The organism is Phenylobacterium parvum, from assembly GCF_003150835.1.
In the GTDB taxonomy this organism is placed as follows: Bacteria; Pseudomonadota; Alphaproteobacteria; order Caulobacterales; family Caulobacteraceae; genus Phenylobacterium; species Phenylobacterium parvum.
In genome coordinates, this window is record NZ_CP029479.1 from 1,593,475 (window position 1) to 1,619,700 (window position 26,226).

23 protein-coding genes are annotated in these 26,226 nt (G+C 69.3%); 12 read left to right on the forward strand and 11 right to left on the reverse strand.

The annotated features are described in order from the left end of the window. Positions 1 to 21 precede the first annotated feature (21 nt). A complete protein-coding gene (gene efp / locus HYN04_RS07650; protein ID WP_110450210.1) occupies positions 22 to 588 on the reverse strand; it encodes an elongation factor P in 567 nt (188 codons plus the stop codon). A 128-nt stretch (positions 589 to 716) separates the two neighbouring features. Between efp and epmA the strand changes: the two genes are divergently transcribed. Beyond that, positions 717 to 1,778 (forward strand): EF-P lysine aminoacylase EpmA, encoded by a 1,062-nt coding sequence (gene epmA / locus HYN04_RS07655; protein WP_110450211.1) that lies wholly within the window; start codon positions 717 to 719, stop codon positions 1,776 to 1,778. Then, entirely contained in the window at positions 1,775 to 2,818 is a 1,044-nt protein-coding gene (locus HYN04_RS07660) for a lysine-2,3-aminomutase-like protein (protein WP_110450212.1), read from the forward strand. The genes epmA and HYN04_RS07660 overlap by 4 nt, the downstream gene beginning before the upstream one ends. A gap of 1 nt (position 2,819) precedes the next feature. On the opposite strand, the gene HYN04_RS07665 is transcribed toward HYN04_RS07660, so the two are convergent. Further along, complete coding sequence (locus HYN04_RS07665) at positions 2,820 to 3,260, reverse strand: VOC family protein (protein WP_110450213.1); 441 nt, start codon at positions 3,258 to 3,260, stop codon at positions 2,820 to 2,822. A gap of 221 nt (positions 3,261 to 3,481) precedes the next feature. Here HYN04_RS07665 and HYN04_RS07670 point away from each other — a divergent pair, with 221 nt between their 5' ends. Next, entirely contained in the window at positions 3,482 to 4,564 is a 1,083-nt protein-coding gene (locus HYN04_RS07670; protein ID WP_162599590.1) for an efflux RND transporter periplasmic adaptor subunit, read from the forward strand. Positions 4,565 to 4,577: 13 nt separating this feature from the next. Beyond that, positions 4,578 to 7,841 carry an efflux RND transporter permease subunit gene (locus HYN04_RS07675; protein WP_110450215.1) on the forward strand — a complete coding sequence of 1,088 codons (3,264 nt, stop codon included), beginning with the start codon at positions 4,578 to 4,580 and terminating at the stop codon, positions 7,839 to 7,841. A 12-nt stretch (positions 7,842 to 7,853) separates the two neighbouring features. Here HYN04_RS07675 and HYN04_RS07680 read toward each other — a convergent pair whose 3' ends face one another. The 7 genes from HYN04_RS07680 to fliX all read right to left on the reverse strand — a co-directional run bounded on the left by HYN04_RS07680 (position 7,854) and on the right by fliX (position 15,185). Then, a complete protein-coding gene (locus HYN04_RS07680; protein WP_110450216.1) occupies positions 7,854 to 9,692 on the reverse strand; it encodes an ABCB family ABC transporter ATP-binding protein/permease in 1,839 nt (612 codons plus the stop codon). 9 nt (positions 9,693 to 9,701) lie between these two features. Beyond that, positions 9,702 to 10,478, reverse strand: coding sequence for a hypothetical protein (locus tag HYN04_RS07685; RefSeq protein WP_110450217.1), 777 nt, complete (start codon positions 10,476 to 10,478; stop codon positions 9,702 to 9,704). Beyond that, the gene (locus HYN04_RS07690; RefSeq protein WP_110450218.1) at positions 10,475 to 12,142 is read right to left on the reverse strand and encodes an NAD+ synthase; all 1,668 of its coding nucleotides are present in this window, start codon (positions 12,140 to 12,142) and stop codon (positions 10,475 to 10,477) included. The genes HYN04_RS07685 and HYN04_RS07690 overlap by 4 nt, the downstream gene beginning before the upstream one ends. 54 nt (positions 12,143 to 12,196) lie before the next feature. After that, positions 12,197 to 13,009 (reverse strand): bestrophin-like domain, encoded by an 813-nt coding sequence (locus HYN04_RS07695; protein ID WP_110450219.1) that lies wholly within the window; start codon positions 13,007 to 13,009, stop codon positions 12,197 to 12,199. Positions 13,010 to 13,088: 79 nt separating this feature from the next. Then, complete coding sequence (locus HYN04_RS07700; protein WP_110450220.1) at positions 13,089 to 14,270, reverse strand: pyridoxal phosphate-dependent aminotransferase; 1,182 nt, start codon at positions 14,268 to 14,270, stop codon at positions 13,089 to 13,091. Next, entirely contained in the window at positions 14,236 to 14,664 is a 429-nt protein-coding gene (gene dksA / locus HYN04_RS07705; protein WP_110450221.1) for an RNA polymerase-binding protein DksA, read from the reverse strand. The genes HYN04_RS07700 and dksA overlap by 35 nt, the downstream gene beginning before the upstream one ends. Positions 14,665 to 14,753: 89 nt before the next feature. Then, the gene (gene fliX, locus HYN04_RS07710; protein WP_110450222.1) at positions 14,754 to 15,185 is read right to left on the reverse strand and encodes a flagellar assembly regulator FliX; all 432 of its coding nucleotides are present in this window, start codon (positions 15,183 to 15,185) and stop codon (positions 14,754 to 14,756) included. Between the two features lie 195 nt (positions 15,186 to 15,380). On the opposite strand from fliX, the gene HYN04_RS07715 reads away from it, so the two are divergent. The 7 genes from HYN04_RS07715 to HYN04_RS07745 all read left to right on the forward strand — a co-directional run bounded on the left by HYN04_RS07715 (position 15,381) and on the right by HYN04_RS07745 (position 23,042). Continuing rightward, the gene (locus tag HYN04_RS07715; protein ID WP_110450223.1) at positions 15,381 to 16,496 is read left to right on the forward strand and encodes a flagellar basal body P-ring protein FlgI; all 1,116 of its coding nucleotides are present in this window, start codon (positions 15,381 to 15,383) and stop codon (positions 16,494 to 16,496) included. Then, positions 16,496 to 16,795 carry a rod-binding protein gene (locus HYN04_RS07720; RefSeq protein ID WP_110450224.1) on the forward strand — a complete coding sequence of 100 codons (300 nt, stop codon included), beginning with the start codon at positions 16,496 to 16,498 and terminating at the stop codon, positions 16,793 to 16,795. The genes HYN04_RS07715 and HYN04_RS07720 overlap by 1 nt, the downstream gene beginning before the upstream one ends. A gap of 10 nt (positions 16,796 to 16,805) precedes the next feature. Further along, positions 16,806 to 17,249, forward strand: coding sequence for a flagellar basal body protein (locus HYN04_RS07725; RefSeq protein WP_110450225.1), 444 nt, complete (start codon positions 16,806 to 16,808; stop codon positions 17,247 to 17,249). Positions 17,250 to 17,328: 79 nt separating this feature from the next. Then, positions 17,329 to 18,576, forward strand: a complete 1,248-nt coding sequence (locus tag HYN04_RS07730) for a dipeptidase (RefSeq protein ID WP_110450226.1) — start codon at positions 17,329 to 17,331, stop codon at positions 18,574 to 18,576. After that, positions 18,576 to 19,379, forward strand: a complete 804-nt coding sequence (locus tag HYN04_RS07735) for an enoyl-CoA hydratase/isomerase family protein (RefSeq protein ID WP_110450227.1) — start codon at positions 18,576 to 18,578, stop codon at positions 19,377 to 19,379. Before HYN04_RS07730 ends, HYN04_RS07735 begins: the two co-directional genes overlap by 1 nt. Before the next feature lie 120 nt (positions 19,380 to 19,499). Then, positions 19,500 to 22,397 carry an excinuclease ABC subunit UvrA gene (gene uvrA, locus HYN04_RS07740; RefSeq protein ID WP_110450228.1) on the forward strand — a complete coding sequence of 966 codons (2,898 nt, stop codon included), beginning with the start codon at positions 19,500 to 19,502 and terminating at the stop codon, positions 22,395 to 22,397. A 33-nt stretch (positions 22,398 to 22,430) separates the two neighbouring features. Then, positions 22,431 to 23,042, forward strand: a complete 612-nt coding sequence (locus HYN04_RS07745; protein ID WP_110450229.1) for a glutathione S-transferase family protein — start codon at positions 22,431 to 22,433, stop codon at positions 23,040 to 23,042. Between the two features lie 2 nt (positions 23,043 to 23,044). Here the strand turns inward: HYN04_RS07745 and HYN04_RS07750 are convergent, their stop codons facing one another. After that, positions 23,045 to 24,001 carry a hypothetical protein gene (locus tag HYN04_RS07750; RefSeq protein ID WP_110450230.1) on the reverse strand — a complete coding sequence of 319 codons (957 nt, stop codon included), beginning with the start codon at positions 23,999 to 24,001 and terminating at the stop codon, positions 23,045 to 23,047. Between the two features lie 81 nt (positions 24,002 to 24,082). Here HYN04_RS07750 and trmFO point away from each other — a divergent pair, with 81 nt between their 5' ends. Then, positions 24,083 to 25,510 carry a methylenetetrahydrofolate--tRNA-(uracil(54)-C(5))-methyltransferase (FADH(2)-oxidizing) TrmFO gene (gene trmFO / locus HYN04_RS07755; protein WP_110450231.1) on the forward strand — a complete coding sequence of 476 codons (1,428 nt, stop codon included), beginning with the start codon at positions 24,083 to 24,085 and terminating at the stop codon, positions 25,508 to 25,510. Here trmFO and HYN04_RS07760 read toward each other — a convergent pair. Continuing rightward, positions 25,454 to 26,167 (reverse strand): squalene/phytoene synthase family protein, encoded by a 714-nt coding sequence (locus HYN04_RS07760; RefSeq protein ID WP_110450232.1) that lies wholly within the window; start codon positions 26,165 to 26,167, stop codon positions 25,454 to 25,456. The genes trmFO and HYN04_RS07760 overlap by 57 nt on opposite strands. Between the last annotated feature and the right edge of the window lie 59 nt (positions 26,168 to 26,226).

Consider the following 26,226-nt stretch of genomic DNA (forward strand, 5'->3'; position numbering starts at 1 on the left):
GGGCGGCCCGCCGGGTCCGGATCAGTCCTTGGCGCGTTCCTGGTAGGAGCCGTCCTCGGTGAGGATGACCACCCGGGTGCCCGACGCGATGTAGGGCGGCACCATGATCCGCGCGCCATTGGAAAGGATGGCGGGCTTGTAGGAAGACGAAGCCGTCTGGTTCTTCACCGCCGGCTCGGTCTCGGTGATCTCGAAGGTCACCGTCCGGGGCAGTTCCAGGGCGATGGGCACGCCCTCGTGGGTGGAGAGGGTCACGGTCATGCCGTCCTGCAACCACTGGGAGGCGTCGCCAACCACATCTTCCGAGGCCACGACCTGCTCGTAGTTCTCGGGGTTCATGAAGTGAAAGCCCTCGCCGTCCTGGTAGAGGAAGGTGTGGGGACGGTCGTCCACGAAGGCGCGCTCGACCTGCTCGGTGGTGCGCCAGCGTTCGGACACCTTCACGCCGTCGGAAATGCGGCGCATGTTGAGTTGGGTGACCGGGGTGCCCTTGCCGGGATGGATGTTCTCGGCGGTCAGGACGACATAGAGCTTGCCGTCCATGTCGACGACGGCGCCCTTGCGAAGCGAACTTGCGGCGACCTTCACGTGATTGTTCCTCGAGCCTATAGGAGCCGGCGGAAGCGCGGCGATGGCGCGGACCTAACCCATCAGCGCCCGCTTCGCCAGTCACCCGTGCGCGGCGGACGCCCGCAGCGCCCTTTCCGGAGCCGTCCTTGACCCCTTCGTCCCCTTCCCCCTCGCCCTGGTGGAGTCCGGATCGCCGGCCAGACCGCCGGCCGCGCCTGGAGGCCCGGGGGCGAATCCGCCGGGCGATCCGCGACTGGTTCGAGGACCGGGGCTTCACAGAGGTCGAGGCGGCGGCCCTGCAGGTCTCGCCGGGCAATGAGGCCCACCTGCACGCCTTCGAGACCCGGGCCCTGACCCTGGAGGGCGGCGGAGCGGCCCTCTACCTGCACACCTCGCCGGAGTTCGCCTGCAAGAAGCTGCTGGCCTCAGGCGAGACGCGGATCTTCGACTTCGCCCGGGTCTTCCGGAACCGCGAGCGGGGGCCCCTGCACCATCCCGAGTTCACGATGCTGGAGTGGTACCGGGCGGACGAGGACTGGGAGGTCCTCATGGCCGATTGCGCCGCCCTGCTGGGCCTGGCCGCCGAGGCGGCGGGGACGACGGCCCTGACCTGGCGCGGCCGCACCTGCGATCCCTTCGCTGCACCCCGCAGGCTGACCCTGGCCGAGGCCTTCCGGGACCTGGCCGGGATCGACCTGTTATCCACCCTTGGGCTGGACGGAAGGGGCGAGGCTGCGGCCCTGGCCGAGGCGGCCCGCGACGCCGGGGTGCGCGTGGCGCCGGACGACACCTGGAGCGACGTCTTCAGCCGGGTCCTGGTCGAGCGGATCGAGCCCACCCTGGGCGACGGACGCCCCACCCTGCTGTGCGAGTACCCCGCGCCCGAGGCGGCCCTCGCCCGGCGCTGCGCCCACGACCCCAGGGTCTCCGAGCGCTTCGAACTCTATGCCTGCGGGGTCGAACTGGCCAACGCCTTCGGCGAGCTGACAGACCCGGTTGAGCAAAGGCGGCGGCTGGAGGCCGAGATGGACGAGAAGGCCCGCCTCTACGGCGAGCGCTACCCCCTGGACGAGGACTTCCTGGCGGCCCTGGCGCACATGCCGGACGCTTCGGGCGCGGCCCTGGGCTTCGACCGCCTGGTCATGCTGGCCACCGGCGCCCGGACGATCGAGGACGTGCTCTGGACCCCCGTGGCGGAGGCGCCATGAACAAGGTCCTTCACACCCCTGGGGAGCTGGTTTCCGCTGGACTCGCGCCCGAGGGGGCGGCGGCGGAGCTGGAGGCCGTGGCCGCCCGCTACGCCATCGCCGTCACCCCGGCCGTGGCCGCCCTGATCGATCCCACTGATCCCTCAGACCCTATCGGCCTGCAGTACCTGCCTTCGCCCGAGGAGCTGGAGCACGCGCCGAATGAGAAGGACGATCCCATCGGCGACGGGGTCCATTCCCCTGTGAGGGGGATTGTCCACCGCTATCCGGACCGGCTGCTCCTGACCGCCACCCACGCCTGCGCCGTCTATTGCCGGTTCTGCTTCCGGCGCGAAGTGGTGGGGCCCGGCGGCGCGGGGGGGCTGACGGCGGCGGAGCTGGACGCCGCCCTCGCCTACATCGCAGGCCATCCCGAGGTCTGGGAGGTGATCCTGACCGGCGGGGACCCGCTGGTGATGTCGCCGCGCCGGATCGAGGACCTGGTCCGGCGGATCGCCGACATCCCGCACGTGAAAATCCTGAGGGTCCACACCCGCCTGCCCGTGGCCGACCCGGAGCGGGTCAGCGAGGCTCTGGTCAGCGCCCTGTCGGGCTCGCGCCTCAGGCTGGCCGTCGGCGTCCACGTGAACCATGCCCGTGAGCTGACCCCCTCCGCCGACGCGGCCCTGGCCCGGCTGGCGGGCGCCGGCGCCGTGCTGCTCAGCCAGACCGTCCTGCTCAAGGGGATCAACGACCGGGTCGAGGTGCTGGGAGACCTGATGCGCGCCCTGGTGGAGCGGGGGGTCCGGCCCTACTACCTGCACCATCCGGACCCCGCACCGGGCACCGCCCGCTTCCGGATTTCCCTCGCCGAGGGCCAGGCCCTGGTCCGGGGCCTGAGGGGCCGCTATTCCGGCCTATGTCAGCCAACCTATGTCCTGGATATTCCAGGCGGATTCGGAAAGGTCCCGGCGGGGCCCGCGTGGATTGAGCCGTCGGGAACAGGGCTGGCCGCCACCGATCCCTGGGGCGGGACTCATGTCCTCCCGGACAAGGCCTGACTCACCAGGCCCCGACGTTGGGCATTGAAGACCAGGGCTCGGCGGGCGCCAGGGCCTGGCCAACCTGGAGCAGCTCGACAGAAATGCCGTCGGGCGAACGGACAAAGGCCATGCGGCCGTCCCGGGGCGGTCGGCTGATCGTCACGCCGCCCGCCTGGAGGCGCTCGCAGGTCGCGTAGATGTCGTCGACGGCGTAGGCCAGGTGCCCGAAGTTGCGGCCGCCCTGGTAATCCTCTGGATCCCAGTTGTAGGTCAGCTCGACGGTCGGCGTCCGCCGCTCCCGCGCCAGCTCCCGGTCGCCGGGGGCGCAGAGGAAGACCAGGGTGAAGCGGCCCTGCGGGCTCTCGCTGCGAGAGACCTCCTCCAGGCCCAGCAGGTCGCAGTAGAACTTCAGGGAGGCGTCGAGGTCCCGGACCCGGACCATGGTGTGCAGGTAGCGCATGCGGAAATTCCCCTTTCGTCCCGGCCCCGCCGCACCGGCCGGGGCGGCGGAAAAGTCACGCGCAGAAAGGATTTCCGCACTGCAGCAATCCTATCCGCGAATTCATTTGTCTGGACTCCAAGTTCGCATCATTAGCAGCCAGCGCCAACAGGCGCAGCGCAGGGGGGCCGCTGACCCGAACACGGGCGGCCGGCATCCCGCTTCAGTTTCCGGGGATGAGAATGCGTCTGACCTCCGCCCACAAGTTCGCCATTGGCATTGTCGCTGTCGTGGTCCTGCTGTTCCTGGCCGGGACCCTGTTCAACAAGGCCAAGGTCAGCCGTGAACCGGCGCCGAAGAGCAAGGCGGCGGGCCAGGCGGCCGTGACGACCCCTTCGGTCCAGGTCACGACGACGCCCGAGGGCTCCCGCGCCTACAGCGTCCGGGTCCGCGGCCGTACCGAGGCGGCCCGATCGGTGGTCGTGAGGTCGGAGACCGCCGGCATCGTCGCCGCGACCCCGGCCGTCGAGGGCGCCTACGTGACGCGCGGGACGGTCCTCTGTCGCCTGAACGTCGACGCCCGTGAGGCCGGCCTCGCCCAGGCCCGCGCAGCCGTCCGCTCGCGCGAACTGACCCGCCAGGCGACCGAGGAACTGTCCGCCAAGGGCTATCGCTCCCAGACCCAGGTGTTGCAGGACCAGGCCAACCTCGACAGCGCGCGCGCCGCCCTGCGCCAGGCCGAGATCGCCCTTGAGCAGACCAACATCCGTGCGCCCTTCAACGGCGTGTTTGACCGCCGCGAAGCCGAGGTCGGGACCTACCTGGCCCCCGGCCAGGCTTGCGGGACGATGATTGAGCTCGATCCCCTGCTGATCGTGGCTGACCTGCCCGAGACCGAGGCCGGCAAGTTCCAGGTGGGCGCTTCTGCGGTGGCCACCCTGGTCGGCGGAGAGGTGCTGAACGGCGTTGTTCGCTATGTCGCCCGGGACGCCGATCCCCAGACCCGCACCTACCGGGTCGAGATTTCCGCCCGGAACGCCAAGCTCTCGGCCCGGTCCGGCCTCAGCGCCGATGTCCGGATCAGCGCTGGCCAGGGCCCCGCCCACCTGATCCAGGTTTCGAGCCTGGTCCTCGATTCCGCTGGCCGGCAGGGCGTTCGCTACGTCGACGAGGGCGGCTCGGTCCGCTTCGCCCCCACCACCCTGATCGAGGAAACCCCCGAGGGGGCCTGGGTCACGGGACTGCGGGGCCCGGTCCGGATCATCACCGTTGGACAGTCCTATGTCGCCGAGGGCCAGAAGGTCCTCGTGACCGCGGCTCGCTGAGGAGGACCGCCCCATGATCGGAGCCCTGATCGAAGGCGCCATCAAGCGCCGGAAGGTGGTCCTCGGGGTCACGCTGATCGCGTCGATCTTCGGCCTGATCGCCTACAACACCATGCCTCGGGAGGCGAACCCGAACATCGACCTGCCCTTCGTGGCGGTGATCGTTCCCTATCCGGGCGTGAGCCCGGAGGACGCCGAGCGGCTGCTGGTCAAGCCCCTGGAGACCAACCTCCAGTCCATTGAAGGGCTGAAGCAGATGAACGCCGTCGCCCGGCAGGGCTCGGCCTTCGTCACCCTCGAGTTCGAGCCCTCCTTCGACAAGGACAGGGCGCTCCAGGACGTGCGCGCCAAAGTCGATCAGGCGCGCGGGCGGTTCCCGCCGGACGCCCTCGAGCCCGTGATCGAGGAGGCCAACTTCACCGACCAGCCGGTGATCGGCATCGTCCTCTCCGGACCAGCCCCCGAGCGGGAGTTCGTGCGAATATCCAACGCCCTTCGTGATCGGCTGGAAGCCGTGCCCGGGGTGCTCAAGGCTGACGTGTCCGGCATCCGCGAGGAGTTCCTCGAGGTCACCGTCGATCCGGTGCGGATGGAAGCTTACAAGGTCACCTCCGGCGAGCTGGCCCAGGTCATCGGCCGGAACAACCAGCTGGTGCCGGCCGGCGACCTACAGACCGGCAAGGGCAAGTTCGCGGTCAAGGTCCCCGGGGTGATCGAGAAGCCCGAGGACATCCTCGCCCTGCCGATCAAGCGCAACGGCGACCGCCTGATCACCGTCGGGGACGTCGGCGACGTACGCCGGACCTTCAAGGATCCGACCTTCATCGCCCGGTACAACGGCGAACCAGCCTATTCGATCTATGTCTCCAAGCGCGCGGGCGCGAACGTGCTCGACACCGTCAAGGCCGTCCGCAAGACGGTGGAGGCCGAGCAGAAGGCCTGGCCGCCGACCGTGAAGGTTGACTACACCTTCGACGAATCCGAGTTCATCGAGCGGACCCTTCTGGTCCTCGAGGGCGGGCTGCTTTCCGCGACCCTCCTGGTCATGGTCATCATCGTGGCCAGCCTGGGGGTGCGCCAGGGCCTGATGGTCGGCCTGGCCATCCCGGCCTGTTTCGCCCTCGCCTTCATGATGCTGAACGCCATCAACGTGACCCTGAACCAGATGGTCATGTTCGGCCTGGTGCTGGCCGTCGGGATCCTGGTGGACGGCGGCATCGTGGTGGTGGAGTACGCCGAACGGAAAATGGCGGAGGGCCTGAACCGGGTCGAGGCCTTCACCGTCGCCGGCAAGAGGATGTTCTGGCCTGTGCTCAACGGCACCCTGACGACCCTCTGCGCCTTCGTGCCCTTCATGTTCTGGAACTCGATCGCCGGTAAGTTCATGAGCTTCCTGCCGCTGACCCTGTTCTTCGTGCTGGGCGCCTCCATTTTCATCGCCCTGATCTTCACCCCGGCGCTTGGTTCCATCTTCGCCAAGGAACGCAAGGCGGACGCCGCGGAACTGGCCGAGCTGGAGAAGGCCGAGCGGGGCGATCCGACCCAGATGACGGGCTTCATGGGCTGGTACGCCCGGACCGTGGCCTTCCTGTCCCACCATCCCTTCCGGGTCCTGGGGACCACCTTCCTGATCGTCATCCTGGTCTTCGTCTGGTTCGCCAAGACGCCGCACCGCATCGAGTTCTTCCTCGACGAGGACCCTGAGAGCGTCCAGGTCTACGTCAAGGCGCGGGGCAACCTGAACGCCCAGGCCCAGGATGCGCTGGTCCGCCAGGTCGAGGACCGCCTCACCGGCATGAAGGGGGTCAAGGCCCTGTTCGTGCGCGCTGGCGGTGGCGGCGGCGCCGGCTTCGGCGGCCGGTTCGGCGCGCCCAACGACACCATCGGGACGATGGAGGTCGAGTTCCTGAAGTATGAAGACCGGGTGCGACTGGGCCTGAAGGGCTCGGGGCTTGCGGAGGAAGTCCGCCGCAGGGTCGCCGGAATCCCCGGGATCGAGACCGAGGTGCGCGAGCCTGAGGGCGGTCCGCCCACAGGCAAGGCCATCCAGGTCGAGATGAGGAGCAACAATGCCGCCGCCCTCAACGCGGCCGCCGAGCTGGTCAAGTCCAAGCTGGCCTCGGACCCCCAGGTCATCGAGCTTGAGGACAACCGGACCTCGCCGGGCATCGAGTGGAACCTCGCCGTCGACCGCGAGGCCGCCGGCCGTTACGGGGTCGACGTCCTGACGGTCGGACAGGCCATCCAGTACACGACGACGGGCGTGCTCGTGGGCCGGTTCCGGCCGGATGACGCCGAGGACGAACTGGACATCCGGGTGCGCTTCACGCCCGAGGGCCGGAACCTCGACGCCCTGGACTCGCTGAAGATCGGTACGCCCTTCGGACCGGTTCCCGCCAGCTACTTCGTGGACCGGCAACCGGCCCAGCAGGTGACCCAGATCCAGCGTCGCGACGGCCAGCGCCTGGTCATCGTCCAGGCCAATGTCCCCAAGGGCGTGGCGGCCAACCAGAAGATCGCCGATCTCAGGCCCTGGCTTGAGAAGGCGCCGATCGACTCGTCCGTGCAGTGGAAGTTCACCGGGGCCGACGAGGAGGGCCGGGCCGCCGTACTGTTCTTCATCACGGCCATCTTCGCGGCCCTGTTCATGATGATGATCATCCTGTTGTGGCAGTTCAACAGCTTCTGGGGGGTGGCGGTGACGCTGTTCGCCGTGCTGCTGTCGACCGTCGGTGTGTTGTTGGGCGTGGTCATCAACTTCGCCAACACCTTCAACTACATATCGGTAATCATGCTGGGGACGGGCGTCGTGGCCTTGGCCGGCGTGGTGGTGGGCCACAACATCGTCCTGGTGGACAGCTTCTACCAGCTGAAACGAGCCGGCTATGACGCCTACGAGGCCGCGGTCCGCGCCTCCGCACAGCGGTTCCGCCCGGTAATGCTGACGACCCTGGTGACCGTAGTGGGCCTCCTGCCGCTGATGTTCCAGGTGCATCCCAACTTCCACAACCTGGTTCTGGAGTACCAGGCGCCGGGCTCGGGGCAGTGGGTCCAGCTCTCAGCCGCCGTGGTCTGGGGCCTGTCCTTCGCCACCCTGCTGACCCTGGTGGTGACGCCGGTCATGCTGGCCATGCCCAAGGTCCTGTCCGAGCGGTTCGGGACGGTCTTTGACGCCATCCGCCGCAGAGTGGGAATGAAGGCGCGCCGGCGGGCCTTTGACGGTGTCCGGATCCCGCAGGGCGGTCCCGAAGCCCCCTCGCCCACCCCGGCGGAATAGCCGGGAGGCCGATCAGGCCTCCCGGGTCTGGCGTCTCCAGAGGGCGGCGTACTCCCCGTCCCGGGCAAGCAGGGCGGCATGGTCGCCGCGCTCGACAATCCGCCCTGCTCGCAGGACCAGGATCTGGTCGGCGTCGACGATGGTAGAAAGCCGGTGGGCGACGACCAGGGTGGTCCGGTTCCGGCGCACCCGACGAAGGGTCTCCTGGATCGCCGCCTCGGTCGGGCCGTCGAGGGCAGACGTCGCCTCGTCCAGAACAAGAAGCCTGGGATCCGCCAGCAGCGCCCGGGCGATGCCCACCCTCTGGCGCTCGCCGCCGGAGAGCTTGAGGCCCCGTTCCCCCACCCGCACCGCCAGGCCGCCGGGCGTGGCGCGGATGAAGGCGCCCAGCTCGGCGGCCTCCGCCGCCTCAAGGACCTCGGCCTCGGAGGCGCCGGGCCTGGCGAAGGCGATGTTGGCGCCCAGGGTGTCGTTGAACAGGGCCACTTCCTGGGGAACCAGGGCCGTGGCGCGCCTTAGGTCAGTCCGGGCGAGGTCGCGCAGGTCAACACCGTCCAGGGTGACGGCCCCAGAGTCAGGATCAACCAGGCGAAGGGCGAGGCGGACAATGGTGGTCTTCCCGGCCCCGGAGGGACCTACCAGGGCGGTGGTCGTTCCCGGGGGCGACTCAAAGGAGATGCCGGCAAGGCCCAGGGCGCGGCCCCCATGACGGTAGGCGACATCCCGGAAGGCGAGGTGAGCCCCGCCGCCCGTGGCCGGGGGAAGGGAGCGAGGCGACTGCGGCTCGGCTACGTCAGGGACAGCCCGGCCGATCTCCACCATCTGCTCCATGTCGATGAAGGCCTGCCGGATCTCGCGGTAATTGAAGCCCAGCATGTTGAGGGGCTGGTAGAGGCCGATGACCAGGAGGACGGCCATGGTTACGTCCCCGAGCCGCATCCGGCCTTCCAGGACCTCCAGACCGGCTAGCAGAACCATCAGGGCGAGGCCAAGGTTAAGGACCAGGGCCTGGACGCCGTTCAGCAGGGACAGGGAGGTATTGGCCTGCACCGCCGCACGCATGTAGCCAGCCAGCGCCGCCGCATAGGATCCGACCGTCCGGCGTTCCTGCCCGAAAGCCTTGACGGTCTCGAAGTTCATGAGGGCGTCGACCGACAGGCCCGCCGCCTTGCCATCGGCCAGGTTGAGCTCGCGCCGGTGCGAAAGCCGCCAGTCGGTGATGCGGAAGGTCAGGACCGCGTAGATGACGATGGTGACGAAGGTGGCTGCCGCGAAGCGCCAGTCGAGCCTGCCGGCCATGACACCCATAGCGAGGATCAGTTCCAGGGCGGTGGGCCCGAGGTTGAAGACCACGCTGCGGATCAGGAAGTCGGTGGAGCGCGACCCCCGGTCGATGATCCTGGCCAGGGCGCCGGTCTGCTTGCCCTGGTGGTAGTCGAGGGACAGCGTCAGCACATGGCCGAAGCTCTCCTCGGCGGCCCGCGCCATGGTCGCCTGGGAAACCGGGGTGAAGATGACCTCGCGAAGGTTGGGCGCGGTCGAGGCGATGAGGCGAAGTCCGGCGAAGCCAAGGGCCAGCAGGATGAACCCCCCTCCAAGCGCCAGCCCGGACGTTCCCAGCCTGTGATCCGCCAGGCGGTTGATGGCGTCGCCCAGCAGGACGGGTGCAGCGACCCCGGCGGCCTTGCCCAGGACGATCAGCACCAGGGCGAGGGCGATCCGCCAGCTCAGCCCTGGCGCACCGCTGCGGAGGACCAGCCGCCAGAGATCCCGCATGGACCCCCAGAAGTCGAACCCTGTCTCAGCCGGCGGGGTCTCGGCTCCGGGGCGTGCGCCATGGTGGAAGGCCATGGGCGGGTCTCAGGGCAGGATCTGGGTGGTCTGGACCCCGCCGCCGGGCGTCATCCAGTCAATCCGCAAACCCTGGCCGCGATCCTCGGCCCGGACCGGCCCGGCCGTGAGGGGCGCAGGCGGCGACAGGCGGATCCGGGTCTCGAGGTTCAGCCCCTCGCCGAAGACCCGCAGGCGGCTTTCCCCCATGGGCGCCGGGCCGTTCAGCCGGATCTCGAACCGGCCCTTCGGGTCGGCGCGGCCCTCCCCCGCCCTCCGGCCATCCAGCTGGGCCACCAGGAGGGCGCCGGCGGGGCCCGGGCCGGAGACCACGGCGCCGCCGCTGCGGTCGTAGTCGATGACAAGACCGCGGGCCGGGGCGGACCCGAGGGGACGCGCCGCACCGCCCGACCTGAGAAGCCAACCGCCTCCGTCAGCGCCCAGAAAGACGTAGCCTTCGGCCTGCGTGGTCCGGCCCTCGAGCGACTGGGACAGGCCGAAGACCCGTGGCGCACCCGCGCCCGGAACCACCAGGCCCCACCGTCCGCCCTCGGCGGTCGTGGCGAGTTCTGCGCCGCCCGGGCTCGCAAGACGCACCTTCGCCCCCGCTGTCGCCTGGCCCTCAAGACGGGTGGCTCCAGCCTCGGCCGACACCTGGTCCACGACGGGAGGTGGAAGGTAGGCAGCCTCGTCCTGGCGGGCGGCGCCGGCGACGGGCGGCGCCCCCGAGGGACTGCAGGCGGCGACGGCGAGCGCCAGGGACGAGCCCAGGAATCGACCCAGGTGCGACGCCCGCCAGGGCCTCATCCCTTGGAAACCTGGTCGCGGAAACCGTTGACGATCGGATAGCGGCGGTCACGCCCAAAGGCCTTCGGCCCGATCTTGACGCCGGGGGCCGCCTGCCGCCGCTTGTACTCCGAGCCGTAGAGGAGCCGCTGGACCCGCTCGACCATCTCGCGCGGGAAACCCCGGTCGACGATCTCGTCCAGGGAGGCCTCTTCCTCGACCAGGCCGTGCAGGATGGCGTCGAGGTCGGCATATTCCGGGAGGCTGTCCTGGTCCTTCTGGTCCGGACGCAACTCCGCGGAAGGCGGCTTGGTCAGGATCCGGTCGGGGATGGGGTCGGCGGCGACGCCAAAGGGGTCGTGGGCGTTGCGCCAGCGGCAGACCTCATAGACCTCGGTCTTGTAGAGGTCCTTGAGCACGTTGTAGCCGCCGCACATGTCGCCGTAGAGGGTCGCGTAGCCGACCGCGATCTCGCTCTTGTTGCCGGTGGTCAGGAGCATGGACCCCAGCTTGTTGGACAGGGCCATGAGTGACAGGCCGCGGATACGGGCCTGGATGTTCTCTTCGGTCAGGTCCGGCGGACGGTTCTCGAACAGGGGGGTCAGCATGCCGGCGAAGGCGTCGACCGCAGGGGAGATGGGGATCTCGTCGAGCCTGACGCCCAGGCGGCGGGCGCAGTCCTCGGCGTCCTCCAGGCTCTCCCGGCTGGTGTAGCGCGACGGCAGCATGAAGCAGCGAACCCGGTCGGGGCCCAGGGCGTCGGCGGCGACCACGGCTGTGATGGCGGAGTCCACGCCGCCGGACAGGCCCAGCAGCACCCCGGGAAACCCGGACTTGTTCACGTAGTCCCGCAGGCCGACGACCATGGCGTGGTAGACCTCGCCCGGCCCGTCCATCCAGCCCGCCAGGGGTGCGCCCGTCGCCGTCCAGCCCTCCGGACCCTCGGACCAGCGCATCACGCCGACAGCCTCCTCGAACATGGGCAGGCGCATGACCTCGCGTCCCCGCGCGTCGAGGGCGAAGGAAGCGCCGTCGAAGACCAGTTCGTCCTGGCCGCCCACCTCGTTCAGGTAGATCAGGGGCAGGCCCGTCTCGGCCACCCGGGCTCGGGCGACACCGGTCCGTTCCCGATCCGCCGTGCGGCGATAGGGCGAGCCATTCGGGGCGACCAGGATCTCGGCGCCCTGGGCGGCCAGGGCCGCACAGACACCCGACGACCAGATATCCTCGCAGATGGGCACGCCCAGGCGAACGCCCTTCCAGGTGAAGACAGACGGCCCCTCACCCGGCTCGAACACCCGCTTCTCGTCGAAGACACCGTAATTGGGCAGGTCGGACTTGAAGGCCACGCCCTGGACCCGGCCCCCGGCGAGGAAGGCCAGCCCGTTACGGGGACGGCGGCCTGGGCCTTCGGCGGGCCAGATCACGCCCACCAGTGCGGCGAAGGTGTCATCGGTCTCCAGGGCGAGGCGCTCCACAGCCGCCTGGCCGGCGCGCCAGAAGGCGGGCTTGAGCGCCAGGTCTTCAGGCGGGTAGCCATTGATGAAGAGTTCCGGGAAGACCGCCAGGTCGGCGCCGGCGGCGCGGGCCTCGGCCAGCCGGAGGCGGGCCTGCGCCTCATTGGCGGCGATGGCCCCGACGGTGGGATTGGCCTGGACGGCGGCGATGACGATGGACCGGGTCATGTCCTGACCTTTAGCCCCGACCGTCGCGGCCCGCCAGTCGCCCGACCCTCGGATTCAGCGTCCCGGGCCCGCAACGGTGAAGGACGGCAGGGCCCGGACCATGTCGCTCATGTTGGCCTCGGACACGGTGATCAGGCCATCTCCCGGGCGGTCGAGGTCAAGGATGATCAGGAAGGCCAGGGTCACGAGCATGAACATGACAAAGCTGACCCGCTTCCGGTGGGCGTGAGCGCCGGCGGCGACGTAACCCAGGATGCCCGCCACCCCCACGGCGAATCCCATGAGGGCGACCAGGACCGCCTGCGGGATCCGCGCGGCCAGGGCGGCCTTCCGCTGGCCCTCCACCTCGATCAACCGGGTGACGCTCTGGACCAGGAAGTTGGCGAGGGCGGGGGTGTCGGACATCCGGGCCGCTTCGGCAGTCCTTTGCCAGAGCGGCGCCTGGAGGGCTTCGGAATGCTCCTGGGCGGCGAGCTGGGCGGGGCCGGTGAGCTCTCCGCTGACCTGCCGGACCTGGGCATAGGAGACAATGACGTTGCTCAGGTCGGTCCTGTAGGGCTCCTTCAGCAGTTGGGCGCGCATGTAGGCCACGCCAATCGCGTTGGCCTCCTCCACCACCAGGGTCCGGCGCAGCTCATGCCGCGCAAGGGCGAGGGAGAAGGTGAAGGCGATCAGCAGCGACAGGAGGCCGACCACGCTGGTGGCGATCAGGCCTTCCCCCGCCTGGGACAGGCCCTCCCCGGCCGCCCGTGAGCGGCGCCGTCGGATGCGCTCGGCAAGGGACCGGACCACCACCATCAGGATGAAGAGGCTCAGGCCGACGATCCAGAGCTGCTGGTCGGTCAGGAAACGGGCCAGGGCTTGCATCGACACGCTCCTTCTCCACCCCACCTGGGCGGACGTCTGACAATCTCAGGGCGCTATGGAGCCGGTCAAGCGCCGTGGTTCACGCCCGCCGGGGCTGGGCTGCGAACCAGGGGACAAGCCGCTCGACGCCTTCCCGGACCAGGTCCGTCGAGACTGCAAAGCTGATGCGGATGAACCGGCGTCCCTCCACGGGGTCGAAGTCCACGCCCGGGGCGATGGCCACGCCGGTGTCGCGCAGCAGGCGCTCGCAGAAGGCGAGGCTGTCGTCCGTCAGGTGGCCCACGTCGGCATAGATATAGAAGGCGCCGTCCGGCGGCGCGATGGTCGCCAGGCCCAGCCGCGGCAGGGCCTCGAGGATCAGGGCCCGGTTGCGCAGGTAGACGGCGAGGTTCGCCTCAAGCTCCTCGCGGCAGTCCATCGCGACAAGGCCAGCGTGCTGGCTGAGGGACGGCGGGGTCAGGAAGAGGTTGCTGACTAGGGCGCGGGCCCGGTCGGCATGGGCGGCGGGCGCGGCGAGCCAGCCGAGTCGCCAGGCCACCATGCTGAAGTACTTGGAAAAGCTGTTCACGACGAAGGCTTGGTCGGTGAACTCCAGCACCGATCGGGCGCGCTCGCCGTATGACAGGCCGTGATAGATCTCGTCCGAGATCAGGCCTAGGCCTCGGTCGTCACAGACCCGGACGATGGCCTCCAGTTCGGCGGGGGGCAGGATCGACCCGGTGGGATTGGCGGGACTGGCGATGATGGCCCCAGCCAGGGGGCCCTCGATCCGCTCCAGGGCCGCGGCGGTGAGCTGGTAGTCGACATCCGGTCCACAGGGAATTTCGACGGGCTCGAGATGAAGGGCCCGCAGGGTGTTCCGGTAGGCGACATAGCCCGGGCGGGCCAGGGCGACCCTGTCGCCGGCGGCGAACCGGGCGGACAGGGCCAGCACCAGGGCCGGAGACGCCCCGCAGGTGAGGAGGATGCGCCCCGGCGGCAGGTCTACGCCGTAGGTCTCCTGATAGTGGCGCGACAGCCGGGCCCTGAGTTCCTGGCTCTCCCAGTAGCTGCCCGGGTCGGTGTCGAGGGCCCGGTGGGCGGCGGCGAGGGCGGCGGCGGGCGCCCCCGTCGACGGCTGGCCGAACTCCATGTGAATGATCTTGGCGCCCTCGGACTCCAGCCGGCGGGCGAGGACGCTGAGGCCGATGGCGTAGAAGGGATCGATACTCGGGAGCGCCGACGGCTCAGTCGTCACGATGGACCCGCTCGCGCCTTTCATGCCGCTCCTGGGCCTCGAGGCTCAGGGTGGCGATAGGACGCGCGTCCAGCCGGGCGAGGCCGATGGGCTCGCCCGTCTCCTCGCAATAACCGTAGGAGCCATCCTCGATCCTGCGGAGGGCCTCGTCGATCTTCGAGATCAGCTTCCTCTGGCGGTCGCGGGTGCGCAGTTCCAGGGCCCTGTCGGTCTCGGAGGTCGCGCGATCAGCGAGGTCAGGATGGTTTTCCGTCTCCGCCTGGAGATGGGCGACCGTTTCGCGGGATTCCCGGAGGATCTCGTCCTTCCAGGCCTGCAGCTTGCGTCGAAAGTACTCGAGTTGCCGTTCGTTCATAAACGGCTCATCGTCCCTGGGACGATACTCCGGCTCACTCGCCAAGACGTCGGCCTTGGACATTGACACCTCACCCCCCGGGGCCCGAAGGCCTGAATCTGCGCGGCTTATAGCAAACCCGATTGGCCGCGCAACGTCCAACAAACGCAGGGTCAGGAGGCGAAGCCCCGCATCTCCATCTTGGCCATTTCCACGGCCGCCCGGGTCTCGATCTCGTCGAGTACGGCTTCCAGCCGGGGATCGCCGGTAGACGACCTCTGCTCGGCGATGGCGGAGGCCAGGGCCCGGACCTGGTCGGGGCGCATGATCCCGTCGATCAGGGCGATCCGAAGGTCGTCGAGGACGTCCAGCAGGCGGGTTGCGCGACGCACGGACCGCCGCCGTCCCTCAAGGGGTCCGCCCACATCCTGGAGGGCCAGGAGGGCCTCGACGCCCATGAGGCCGCTGGTCCCGGCGGCGGGCGACGAAGGCGCCGCGGGGCCGGATGCGCCAGCCGCGGGGACGGAGAAGCCGCCGCCGGCCGCGCCGGTCCTGCGCCCGGAGGCGGGACCCGAGGAGACTCCATTGGGGCCGGTGACCTTCATGCCCCCTAACTAGCACCTCCCGGCCTTGAGGTATGGTTAATGCCGGGCAATTTCTGCACCCGGCGCCGATGGAGCCGGACCAGGCGGAGGCCAACGGGCCGGGGCACGCTGACTCTTAAGGGCTTTTTCCACCAGCCGGTCTGGCATGGGCCTCGCAAGGGCGAGTGCGGGTTTCATTGCCTTGAAGGCGTTCTCATGTTCCGACGCAGCCGCGCATTCTGTCTCGCCCTCGCCGGCGCCCTCGTCCTGGCTTCGGCCGCGGGGCAGGCCGAGGCCCGATCGCGCATCAAGGATATCGTCGAGTTCGAGGGCGTCCGCGACAACATGCTGGTGGGCTACGGCCTGGTGGTGGGCCTCAATGGCACCGGGGATTCCCTCCGTAACGCCCCCTTCACCCGGCAGAGCCTGGAGGCCATGCTGGAGCGTCTTGGGGTCAACATCCGCGAGACCAACCTCAACACCAAGAACGTCGCCGCCGTGATGGTCACGGCGCGCCTCCCGCCCTTCACTACCGCCGGCGCGCCGATCGACGCCACGGTCTCGGCCATGGGCGACGCCAAGAGCCTGCTGGGCGGCACCCTGCTGGTCACGCCCCTGATGGGCGCCAATGGAGAGGCCTACGCCGTCGCCCAGGGCACGGTGCAGACCGGGGCGGTCTCGGCTGGCGGCGCCTCGGGCAGCTCGATCACCAAGGGCGTCCCGACCGCTGGGCGGATCGCCGGCGGGGCCATTGTCGAGCGCGAGCTGGGCTTCCAGCTGGCCTCCATGCCGCAGATGCGCATGACCCTGCGCAATCCCGACTTCACGACCGCGCGTCGCGTCGCCGAAGCCGTCAATGGCGTCTATCCGGGCTCGGCGGTCGTCGAGAACCCCACCATCGTCACCCTGCGGCCGCCGGTTGGCGTGAACATGGTCGCCATGATCTCTCGCATCGAGAACCTGGCCGTCGACACGGACGAACCCGCCAAGGTGGTGATCGACGAAGTCGCCGGGGTCATCGTGATGGGCGAGAACGTCCGGATCTCCACCGTCGCCATCGCCCAGGGCAACCTGACCATCCGGGTGCAGGAGACGCCCGCCGTCAGCCAGCCCAACGCCTTCTCCCAGGGCCAGACCACCGTCACGCCCATGTCGAGCGTGGACGTCGAGGAGGAAAAGGGCCGCCAGCTGGTCACCCTCAGGAACGGGGCCTCGCTTTCGAGCCTGGTGGCCGGCCTCAACACCCTGGGAGTCACGCCGCGGGACATGATCTCCATCCTGCAGGCCATCAAGGCGGCGGGCGCCCTCCAGGCCGACATCGAGGTGATGTGATGACATCCACCGTCACTCCCGGCTTCGCCCCCTCCCCCCTGACCACGCCCTCGGACGAGGTCCAGCGCCGGCGGATCGCCCAGGCGGCCCAGGACTTCGAGACCTCGTTCCTGTCGGTCATGATCGGCCAGATGTTCACCGGCCTGCAGGCCGACGGACCCTTCACCGGCGGGGCCGGTGAAGGCGCCTTCCGGTCCTTCCTGAGCGACGCCATGGCGCGCCAGATCACTCGCTCCGGCGGCGTCGGCCTCACCGGCCCCGTCCAGGCGGAAATGCTCAAGCTTCAGGGGCTCAGCTAGGAGAATGACCATGGCCTTGTCCGCAGACACCGCCGGCGAACGCGTCGAGCAGTTGATCGCCCTGACCGAGCGCCTCACCGAGCTCATCGCCGCCGAGGCCCAGGCGTTTGAAACCCACCGCCCCCAGGACGCCGCCGCCCTGGTGGAGGAGACCTCCCGCCTCGCCAACCTCTACCGGCATGAGTCGGCGCGGGTCCGGGCCAATCCCGACCTGATCGCACCCGCCGACCTCGAGGGCCGGACCCGGCTCATGCGCGCCACCGAGGCCTTTGACGCCGTCCTGGCCCGCCAGGGACGCGCCCTGGAAGCGGCGCGGACCGTGACGGAGGGCCTGGTCCAGGCCATCGCCAACGAAGTCGCCGCCCAGCGCACCCGGGCGGTGGGCTACGGCCCTGGCGCACAGGCCCACGCACTGAGCCTGGCCACCTCCATCACCCTGAACCAGAGGGCCTGACGACGGCGCGCAGGCCCCGCGGGGCTTGCGCCCCACGCGCGCGAGGAGGCAGGGTGACGGCTCATCCGGAGTCTTCCCCGTGCCCCACCGCCTCCCCCTTCTTTCCAAGGCCGTCCTGACGGCGTCGCTTATCGTTGCCCTGCCAGTCATCGCCCAGGCCGCCTCGCTGAATCCGAGGAAGGCGCACGAGGCTGCGGTCGTCCTGGACACCCACTTCGACACGCCCGCAAACCTGTCCCGTCCGGGCTGGAGCATCCTCGACCGGCATGACGTCAAGCTGGATGACAGCCAGGTCGACCTGCCCCGGATGATTGAAGGCGGGGTCGACGGCGGTTTCTTTGTCGTCTTCACTCCGCAGGGCCCCCGCGGGACAGCCGGCAACGCAGGGGCCCGCGACCACGCCCTCTACCGGGCGATGGAGATCCGGGAGATGGTCTCGCGTCACAACCGTGAGTTCGAACTGGCCCTGGCGGCGGACGACGCGGAGAAGATCCTGGCCCGCAAGAAGCGCTTTGTTTTCATGAGCATGGAGAACGGCTCCCCCGTCGCAGGCGACCTGTCGCTCATGAAGACCTTCCACGACCTGGGCGTGCGGATGATCGGCCCCGTCCACTTCCGCAACAGCGACCTCGCCGACTCCGCCACAGACACTGCGGAGTGGGGCGGCCTGTCCCCTGCCGGGCGCACCTTCGTGGCCGAGGCCAACCGGCTGGGCATGGTCATCGACGCCAGCCACGCCAGCGACCTCGCCCTCGACCAGATGATCGCCCTTTCGGAGGCGCCGATCATCCTGTCCCACTCGGGCTGCAAGGATGTCTACAACCACCCTCGCAACGTCGACGACACCCGGCTCAAGGCCCTCGCGGCCAAGGGCGGGGTCATCCAGATCAACGCCTTCTCCGCCTACATGGTCCCGACCCCGAGGATCCCGGAGCGGGAGGCGGCGCTGGCTGAACTGGCGAAGTCCCTCGGCGTCTCTGGCCGCGAGATGACGCCGGCCCAGAGGCGGGCCTTCGTCGAGGGCCGCAAGCCGATCGACGCCCGCTGGCCCCTCCCTCGGGCCAACATGGATGACTTCATGAAGCACATGCTGCACGCCCTGGCCGTGGCGGGGCCCGACCATGTGGGCGTCTCGGGAGACTTCGATGGCGGCGGCGGCATCGAGGGCCTGGAGGACGTGACCGGCTACCCCGAGATCACCCGTCGCCTGATCGCCGCCGGCTATGGCCAGGCCGACATCAACAAGATCTGGGGCGGCAACGCCCTGCGGGTCCTGAAGGAGGCCGAGGCCGTCCGGGACCGCCTGAAGACCGGAAAGGCTGACTGATGACCTACGAACACCTGGACGTCCGCATCGAGGACCAGGTCGCCTGGGCGACGATGAACCGGCCCGACCGGCTGAACGCGCTCAATCCGCGGCTCGTCGAGGAGCTGAGGGACTTCTTCACCGGCCTCTACTGGCGTCGGGATGTGCGGGTCGTCGTGCTGCGCGGGGCCGGACGGGCCTTCTGCGCCGGCCTGGACCTGAAGGAACGCAGCGGCGACAACGCCGACCGGTCCGTGGGCGCAGGCCTGACCGGGCAGAGGCGGATCAGCGAGATCGTCATCGCCATGCGCCGGTGCCCCCAGCCCATCATCGCCTGCGTCGACGGCGCGGCGAGCGGCGGCGGCTTCGCCCTGGCCCTCGCCTCGGACGTGCGGATCGCCACCCCTTCCCTGAAGATGAACGCCGCCTTCATCCGCATCGGCCTGTCGGCCTGCGACATCGGGGTCAGCTATTTCCTGCCCCGGATGGTCGGCAGCTCGGTGGCGGCCGAATACATGCTGACCGGCCGTTTCATGGGCGCCGAGCGCGCCTACCAGTTGGGCCTGGTCAGCCGGATCGTCGAGCCCGACGCCCTCGAGGCCGAGGCCCGGGACTTCGCCGCCGACATGCTGCACGCCACGCCCCTGGGCCTTCGCCTGACCAAGGAGGCGCTGAACCACGCCATCGACGCCCAGGGCCTGGAGGCGGCCATCGCCATGGAGGACCGCAACCAGATCCTCTGCGCCCAGGACGGCGATTTCGGCGAGGGCGTCCGCGCCTTCCTGGAGAAGCGCAAGCCGGTCTACGCCACGCGCGAGAGCTGATGCACAGGGTCCGGCGGACGGCGGCTCCGCGCCGCTTGTTCGCCTCATGTTCCGGTGTTATCCGGGGCTTTCTGCAAGGGGGAGTCCGCTAGCCCGTTACCGGGCCGCGGCGAGCGCGCCATGTCCGACGACCAGAACTTCATCCGGGTGCGGGGCGCCCGCGAGCACAACCTGAAGGACGTCGACATCGACATCCCGCGGGGCCAGCTGGTCGTGCTGACCGGCCTGTCGGGCTCAGGCAAGAGCTCGCTGGCCTTCGACACCATCTATGCCGAAGGCCAGAGGCGCTATGTCGAGAGCCTCTCAGCCTATGCGCGCCAGTTCCTGGAGCTGATGAGCAAGCCCGACGTCGACCTGATCGAGGGCCTGTCGCCCGCCATCTCCATCGAACAGAAGACCACCAGCCGCAATCCGCGATCGACCGTGGGCACGGTGACCGAAATCCACGACTATATGCGCCTGCTCTGGGCCCGGGTCGGCACGCCCTACTCTCCCGCCACCGGCCTGCCCATCGAGAGCCAGACCGTCTCGCAGATGGTCGACAAGCTGTCGGCCCTTCCCGAGGGCGAGCGGCTCTACCTGCTGGCCCCCGTCGTCCGCGGCCGCAAGGGCGAGTACCGCAAGGAGATCGCCGAGTGGCAGAAGGCGGGTTTTCAGCGCCTCAAGATCGACGGCGCCTTCTACCCGATCGAGGACGCCCCGGTCCTCGACAAGAAGTTCAAGCACGACATCGACGTGGTGGTGGACCGACTGGTCACCCGCGGCGGCCTTGAGAGCCGCTACGCCGACTCCCTGGAAACCGCCCTGCGGCTGGCCGACGGCATCGCCGTGGCCGAGTGGGCCGACAGTCCCGAGGGCGAGGATGAGCCTCGGCGACTGATCTTCTCCGAGAAGTTCGCCTGCCCGGTCTCCGGCTTCACCATCTCCGAGATCGAACCCCGGCTCTTCTCGTTCAACAATCCTTTTGGCGCCTGCCCGTCCTGCGACGGCCTTGGCGCGCGGCTGGCCTTCGACGCCGACCGGGTCGTGCCCGACCGCAGCCGCACCCTGCACGGGGGCGCCATCGCCCCCTGGTCCAAGGGCCCCTCCCCCCTCTACACCCAGACCCTCCAAGCCCTGTCCAGGCATTATGCCTTCTCGATGGATGCGCCCTGGAGCGACCTTCCCGAGGCCGCCCGCAAGGTGGTCCTGCATGGCTCGGCGGGCGAGAAGATCCTGTTCGTCTACGACGACAATGCGCGGAAGTACGAGGTCAACAAGACCTTCGAGGGGGTCCTGCCCAACCTCGAGCGCCGCTGGCGCGAGACCGATTCCGCCTGGGTGCGCGAGGAGCTGGGCCGCTTCCAGTCCGAGACGCCGTGCGAGGCCTGCGAGGGCTATCGTCTCAAGCCGGAGGCCCTCGCGGTGCGGATCGACGCCCGGCACATCGGCGAGGTCTCGCGCATGTCCATCCGCGAGGCCGGCGCCTGGTTCACCAGCCTGGAGGGGCGGCTGACGCCCAAGCAGATGGAGATCGCCCGCCGGATTCTGAAGGAGATCAACGACCGCCTCCGCTTCCTGGTGAATGTCGGCCTGGACTACCTGAACCTGTCCCGGGCCTCTGGCACGCTCTCGGGCGGCGAGAGCCAGCGGATCCGGCTGGCCAGCCAGATCGGCTCCGGCCTGACCGGCGTGCTCTACGTCCTCGACGAGCCATCCATCGGCCTGCACCAGAGAGACAACACCCGCCTGCTGGACAGCCTGCGCGGCCTGCGCGACCTCGGGAACTCCGTGCTGGTGGTCGAACACGACGAGGAGGCCATCCTTACCGCGGACCATGTCATCGACATGGGACCCGGCGCCGGGATCCATGGCGGGCACGTGGTCAGCCAGGGTCGCCCGGCGGAGATCATGGCCGATCCGGCCAGCGTCACCGGGCGTTACCTGAGCGGCGCCGAGGAAATTCCGCTTCCTGACCGGCGGCGCCCGGTCAAGGGCGCCAAGGTCCTGAAGGTCGTGGGCGCCACCGGGAACAACCTCCAGTCCGTCACGGCCGAGATCCCCGTCGGCACCCTGACCTGCATCACCGGCGTTTCCGGCGGCGGAAAGTCCACCTTCACCATCGAGACCCTCTACAAGGCCGCCGCCCGGCGCCTGCACAACGCCGCCGACGCGCCGGCGCCCCATGACCGGATCGAAGGGCTGCAGCACTTCGACAAGGTCATCGACATCGACCAGTCGCCCATCGGCCGCACGCCGCGCTCGAACCCGGCCACCTACACCGGCGCCTTCCAGCCCATCCGCGACTGGTTCGCCGGCCTGCCCGAGGCCAAGGCCCGGGGCTATGGCCCGGGGCGCTTCAGCTTCAACGTGAAGGGCGGACGGTGCGAGGCCTGCCAGGGCGATGGCCTGATCAAGATCGAGATGCACTTCCTGCCGGACGTCTATGTCACCTGCGACGTCTGCCAGGGCCGCCGGTACAACCGCGAGACCCTCGAGATCCTGTTCAAGGGCAAGTCCATCTCCGACGTCCTGGACATGACGGTTGACGAGGCCCACGACTTCTTCAAGGCCGTGCCCACGGTGCGGGAGAAGATGGCGACGCTAAAACGGGTGGGCCTCGGCTACGTCAAGGTCGGCCAGCAGGCCACCACCCTGTCGGGCGGCGAGGCCCAGAGGGTCAAGCTGTCCAAGGAACTGTCCCGCCGGGCCACCGGCAAGACCCTCTACATCCTGGACGAACCCACCACCGGCCTGCACTTCGAGGACGTCCGGAAGCTGCTGGAGGTTCTGCATGAACTGGCCGACGCCGGGAACACCGTGGTTGTGATCGAGCACAACCTCGACGTCGTGAAGACGGCGGACTGGATCCTCGACTTCGGCCCGGAAGGCGGGGATGGCGGCGGCCGGATCGTCGCCTCAGGAACGCCCGAGGCCGTCGCCGCCGAGCCGGCAAGCTGGACGGGACGCTATCTGGCGGACATTCTGGCGCGGCATGAAGACAGGCGATTGGCCCGGCGTCGCGCGGTCATGGCCTGAACATACGGACCGACGCTCCCAGGGAGGAAATCCATGAAGCTCTATGGCGCGCCGAACCCGGCCCCCAACCCGCGCCGTGTGCGCATCTTCCTGGCGGAAAAGGGCGTGGACCTGCCCGAGACGCGCATCGACATGATGAAGCGCGAGCACAAGTCCGAGGACTTCCGGGCCCGTAACCCCCTGGGCCAGATCCCCACCCTGGAACTGGATGACGGGACCTGCATCTCCGAGACAGTGTCCATCTGCCGCTATTTCGAGGAGATCCATCCCGAGCCGCGCATGTTCGGCAGGACGGCGGTGGAGAAGGCGCTCGTGGACCAGTGGGTCCGCCGGGTCGAGTTCGTCGCCATGATGCCGGTGGGCAATTTCTGGCGCCACGCCCATCCCCGCACGGCGGCCCTGCTGACCCAGTACAAGGACTTCGGCGAGTCGAACCGAGACACCTGGGCCGGGGCCCAGCGGTTCTTTGACCGCTCGCTACAGGGGCGAGAGTTCCTGGCCCTCGACACCCTGACCATGGCGGACATCTGCCTTCAGACCACGGTGGACTTCGCCGACTGGATAGGCCTGCCCTGCGACCCTGAGCTCAAGGCCCTCGCCGCCTGGCGGGAGAGGCTGGCCGCCCGCCCGAGCGCGGGCGCCTGACCTCAGGCCGCTGCGCGGCGCGCCCGGATCTCGCGGTAGATCACCGCCGCCGGGGCGGACATGACGGCGTTGTAGACTGCGCTCATGAAGGCGCCGAACAGGATCATCAGCACCTGTCCGGGTGAGAAGAAGGCCTGGATCGAGCTCATGTCCGGGTTCATCAAGCGGCCCACGGTCTCGATATCGCCGCCCGAGATCAGGGCTCCGAGGGCGGCCACCAGGACCATCGCCAGAAGGTAGAAGACGGCGATGGCGATGACCGCGAGGACATAAGCGCCGAGAATTGGCCAGAAGAGGCCCCGGGTCAGGTTCCAGGAGTCGAAGAGGGCGATCCGGCCCTCGGAGAAGGTGATGACCGGCCCCAGGGACATGCGGATCGCGACATAGACGAGCCCTCCCATGAGGGCGAAGCTGACCAGCAGTCCGACCAGCGGACTGGCGCCGACGGCGGCGGCAACGCCTGCGAAGACCCCACCGACCAGGACCGCCACGACAACCGCCACAAGGAAGAGCAGGGTGTAAGCGAGGGCCAGGACAATCTGGTGGACCTCTTCCCGCCCGAACTGGACGGGGTGAATCCGGGAATCTTCGGGGTCCAGGACCAGCCGGAAGACTGCGGCGGCGATCATGGCCTGAACCACGAGGCCCACGGGGATCAGGACGGCGTAGAGGGGCGCAAGAGCCGCCAGGCTCTCCATGGCCGCGGTGGGATCCTGGGAAGGGTTTCCGCTGGCCGCCTCAAGTTCGGCCACCTTGGTGTTCAGGCCCAGCCCGAACAGGGCCAGGGGCATCAACAGGTTCACGATCAGGAAAAAACCCGTCCAGATCAAAAGGGTCTTCGGCTTCTCCCAGGTGACCCGGAAGCCCTCGAAGGCCGCATCGACTGCGGAAAACACCGTCATTTCGTGCACCTGAACCGTGACCCGGCGGGTCCTGAATCGGCCCTTCCCCAAGTCCATTTGGCTTTCCGTCCGCCGCCAGTGCAAGCACTGCGGAGGTTCGGCTCGCGATCCGGCCGGATCGTTGCTAGTTAGCCACGCATGTCACCTGCACCCATCCATGTCATCGGCGGCGGACTCGCCGGTTCGGAAGCGGCCTGGCAGATCGCCGGGGCCGGCGTCCCGGTCATTCTGCACGAGATGCGCCCCGTCCGGGGCACCGACGCCCACCAGACCGACGGCCTCGCGGAACTTGTCTGCTCCAACTCCTTCCGGGCCGACGACTGGACGTCGAACGCCGTGGGCCTGCTGCACGCCGAGATGCGGAGCCTGGACTCGCTGATCATGGCCTGCGGCGACGCCTGCCAGGTGCCCGCAGGCGGCGCCCTGGCGGTGGACCGCGACGGCTTCTCGGAGGCGGTGACCGCCCGGCTGACGGCCCATCCCCTGGTGACGATCGAAAGGGGCGAGGTGGCGGGCCTGCCACCCGCCGAGTGGGACAGCGTGATCGTCGCCACGGGGCCCCTCACCTCGCCCGCCCTGGCCGAGGCCATCCAGGGCCTGACCGGCGAGGGGGAACTGTCCTTCTTCGACGCCATCGCCCCGATCGTCACCCTGGAGTCCATCGACATGGGCGCCGCCTGGCGGCAGTCGCGCTACGACAAGGCGGGGCCCGGCGGGGACGCACAGGCCTACATCAACTGCCCGATGGACCGCGACCAGTACGAGGCCTTCATCGACGCCCTCCTGGCGGGTCCGAAGTCGGAATTCCGGGAGTGGGAGAACGTTCCGTACTTCGACGGCTGCCTGCCCATCGAGGTCATGGCGGAACGGGGCCGCGAGACCCTTCGTCACGGCCCGATGAAGCCCGTGGGCCTGACGAACGCCCACCGGCCCGACGAGAAGGCCTGGGCCGTGGTCCAGTTGCGCCAGGACAACGCCCTGGGCACGCTTTGGAACATGGTGGGCTTCCAGACCAAGCTGAAGCACGGCGCCCAGACGGATATCTTCCGGATGATCCCGGGTCTGGAGAAGGCCGTCTTCGCCCGCCTGGGCGGCCTGCACCGCAACACCTTCCTCAACAGCCCACGGCTGCTGGACCGCAGCCTGCGGATGAAGGTCCAGCCGCGCCTGCGCTTCGCCGGGCAGGTCACCGGGGTCGAGGGCTATGTGGAAAGTGCGGCCATGGGGCTCCTGGCTGGACGGCTGGCCGCGGCGGAGCGCCTCGGACGCCCGCTTGAGGCGCCGCCCGCGACCACCGCCCTGGGCTCCCTGGTCAACCACATCACGGGCGGCCACCTCGATGGCGGCAAGGGCTCCTTCCAGCCGATGAACATCAACTACGGCCTGATGCCGCCCGTCGAGACGCCCAAGCGGGACGCCGAGGGCCGGCGACTGGGCGCCAAGGTGCGCAGCCGGGGCCGCAAGCTGGCCATGGGCGAGCGGGCCCTGGCGGACCTGGCGGCCTGGGCCTCAGACGCGCCCGGCCAGCACCGCCCGCACCAGGCGAAGGCGGTCGCCGAGGGGTGACGGGCGGCGCCCCTTCGCCCGGGCCCGGGCCAGGGCGGCGTGGGCGATGGCGGGAAAGGCCGCGGGGGTTACGCCGCGCGCGCCCGCGAGGCGATCCGCAAGGGCCTCCTGCGCCGCCTCGACCGACAGGCCGGCCGTAAGGATCAGGCGCCCGATGGACCAGGCCGCGCCGCCCGATGCAGCGGCCTGCGGATCACATCCGGGGTCCAGGACAGCGGCCGCCAGCCGGGCGCAGGTCCCGCCCGTGCCCTCGGCCCATTCCAGGGCCTCCTCGAGGGTCATGGGTCGAGGGTCCAGCTCCCTCAGCCTGGCGTCAATCAGGGTCTCAAGCTGATCGAGGTCCAGGCCATGCTCGCGCACTCCGGTGCTGAGGGCCAGGGCGGCCGGATGCCGACGGACTGGTCGGCCGGACCGGATCTCCTCCAGCACCTCACGCCACCAGGCCAGGCGCATTTCGGCGACGAGGGGCGTGGAGGCGGCGCGGGGCGCGCGTCCCAGCTCGTTGTCAAAGGCATAGATCGCGACAAGGGCGCGGCGGGCTCCGACGCCGGCGGCGAACCGGCTCGAGAGCCAGCGATCGGGATCGCTGCGCGCAAGCGCCCCCTCAAGGTCCTCGTCGGGACCCGGTTCCGTCGTCTGCAAACCGTCCGGGCTCAAGGCGTCCTCACATGGAAACGGGCCCGCAGGTGCTGCGGGCCCGTCCGTCCGGCGTTGAT

Coding starts and splice junctions, on each gene's coding strand:
- HYN04_RS07660 (WP_110450212.1), top strand. CDS start 1,775: ATGAACAAGGTCCTTCACACCCCTGGGGAGCTGGTTTCCGCTGGACTC.
- HYN04_RS07665 (WP_110450213.1), bottom strand. CDS start 3,260: ATGCGCTACCTGCACACCATGGTCCGGGTCCGGGACCTCGACGCCTCC.
- HYN04_RS07670 (WP_162599590.1), top strand. CDS start 3,482: ATGCGTCTGACCTCCGCCCACAAGTTCGCCATTGGCATTGTCGCTGTC.
- HYN04_RS07675 (WP_110450215.1), top strand. CDS start 4,578: ATGATCGGAGCCCTGATCGAAGGCGCCATCAAGCGCCGGAAGGTGGTC.
- HYN04_RS07680 (WP_110450216.1), bottom strand. CDS start 9,692: ATGGCCTTCCACCATGGCGCACGCCCCGGAGCCGAGACCCCGCCGGCT.
- HYN04_RS07685 (WP_110450217.1), bottom strand. CDS start 10,478: ATGAGGCCCTGGCGGGCGTCGCACCTGGGTCGATTCCTGGGCTCGTCC.
- HYN04_RS07690 (WP_110450218.1), bottom strand. CDS start 12,142: ATGACCCGGTCCATCGTCATCGCCGCCGTCCAGGCCAATCCCACCGTC.
- HYN04_RS07695 (WP_110450219.1), bottom strand. CDS start 13,009: ATGCAAGCCCTGGCCCGTTTCCTGACCGACCAGCAGCTCTGGATCGTC.
- HYN04_RS07700 (WP_110450220.1), bottom strand. CDS start 14,270: ATGAAAGGCGCGAGCGGGTCCATCGTGACGACTGAGCCGTCGGCGCTC.
- dksA (WP_110450221.1), bottom strand. CDS start 14,664: ATGTCCAAGGCCGACGTCTTGGCGAGTGAGCCGGAGTATCGTCCCAGG.
- fliX (WP_110450222.1), bottom strand. CDS start 15,185: ATGAAGGTCACCGGCCCCAATGGAGTCTCCTCGGGTCCCGCCTCCGGG.
- HYN04_RS07715 (WP_110450223.1), top strand. CDS start 15,381: ATGTTCCGACGCAGCCGCGCATTCTGTCTCGCCCTCGCCGGCGCCCTC.
- HYN04_RS07720 (WP_110450224.1), top strand. CDS start 16,496: ATGACATCCACCGTCACTCCCGGCTTCGCCCCCTCCCCCCTGACCACG.
- HYN04_RS07725 (WP_110450225.1), top strand. CDS start 16,806: ATGGCCTTGTCCGCAGACACCGCCGGCGAACGCGTCGAGCAGTTGATC.
- HYN04_RS07735 (WP_110450227.1), top strand. CDS start 18,576: ATGACCTACGAACACCTGGACGTCCGCATCGAGGACCAGGTCGCCTGG.
- uvrA (WP_110450228.1), top strand. CDS start 19,500: ATGTCCGACGACCAGAACTTCATCCGGGTGCGGGGCGCCCGCGAGCAC.
- HYN04_RS07745 (WP_110450229.1), top strand. CDS start 22,431: ATGAAGCTCTATGGCGCGCCGAACCCGGCCCCCAACCCGCGCCGTGTG.
- HYN04_RS07750 (WP_110450230.1), bottom strand. CDS start 24,001: ATGGACTTGGGGAAGGGCCGATTCAGGACCCGCCGGGTCACGGTTCAG.
- trmFO (WP_110450231.1), top strand. CDS start 24,083: ATGTCACCTGCACCCATCCATGTCATCGGCGGCGGACTCGCCGGTTCG.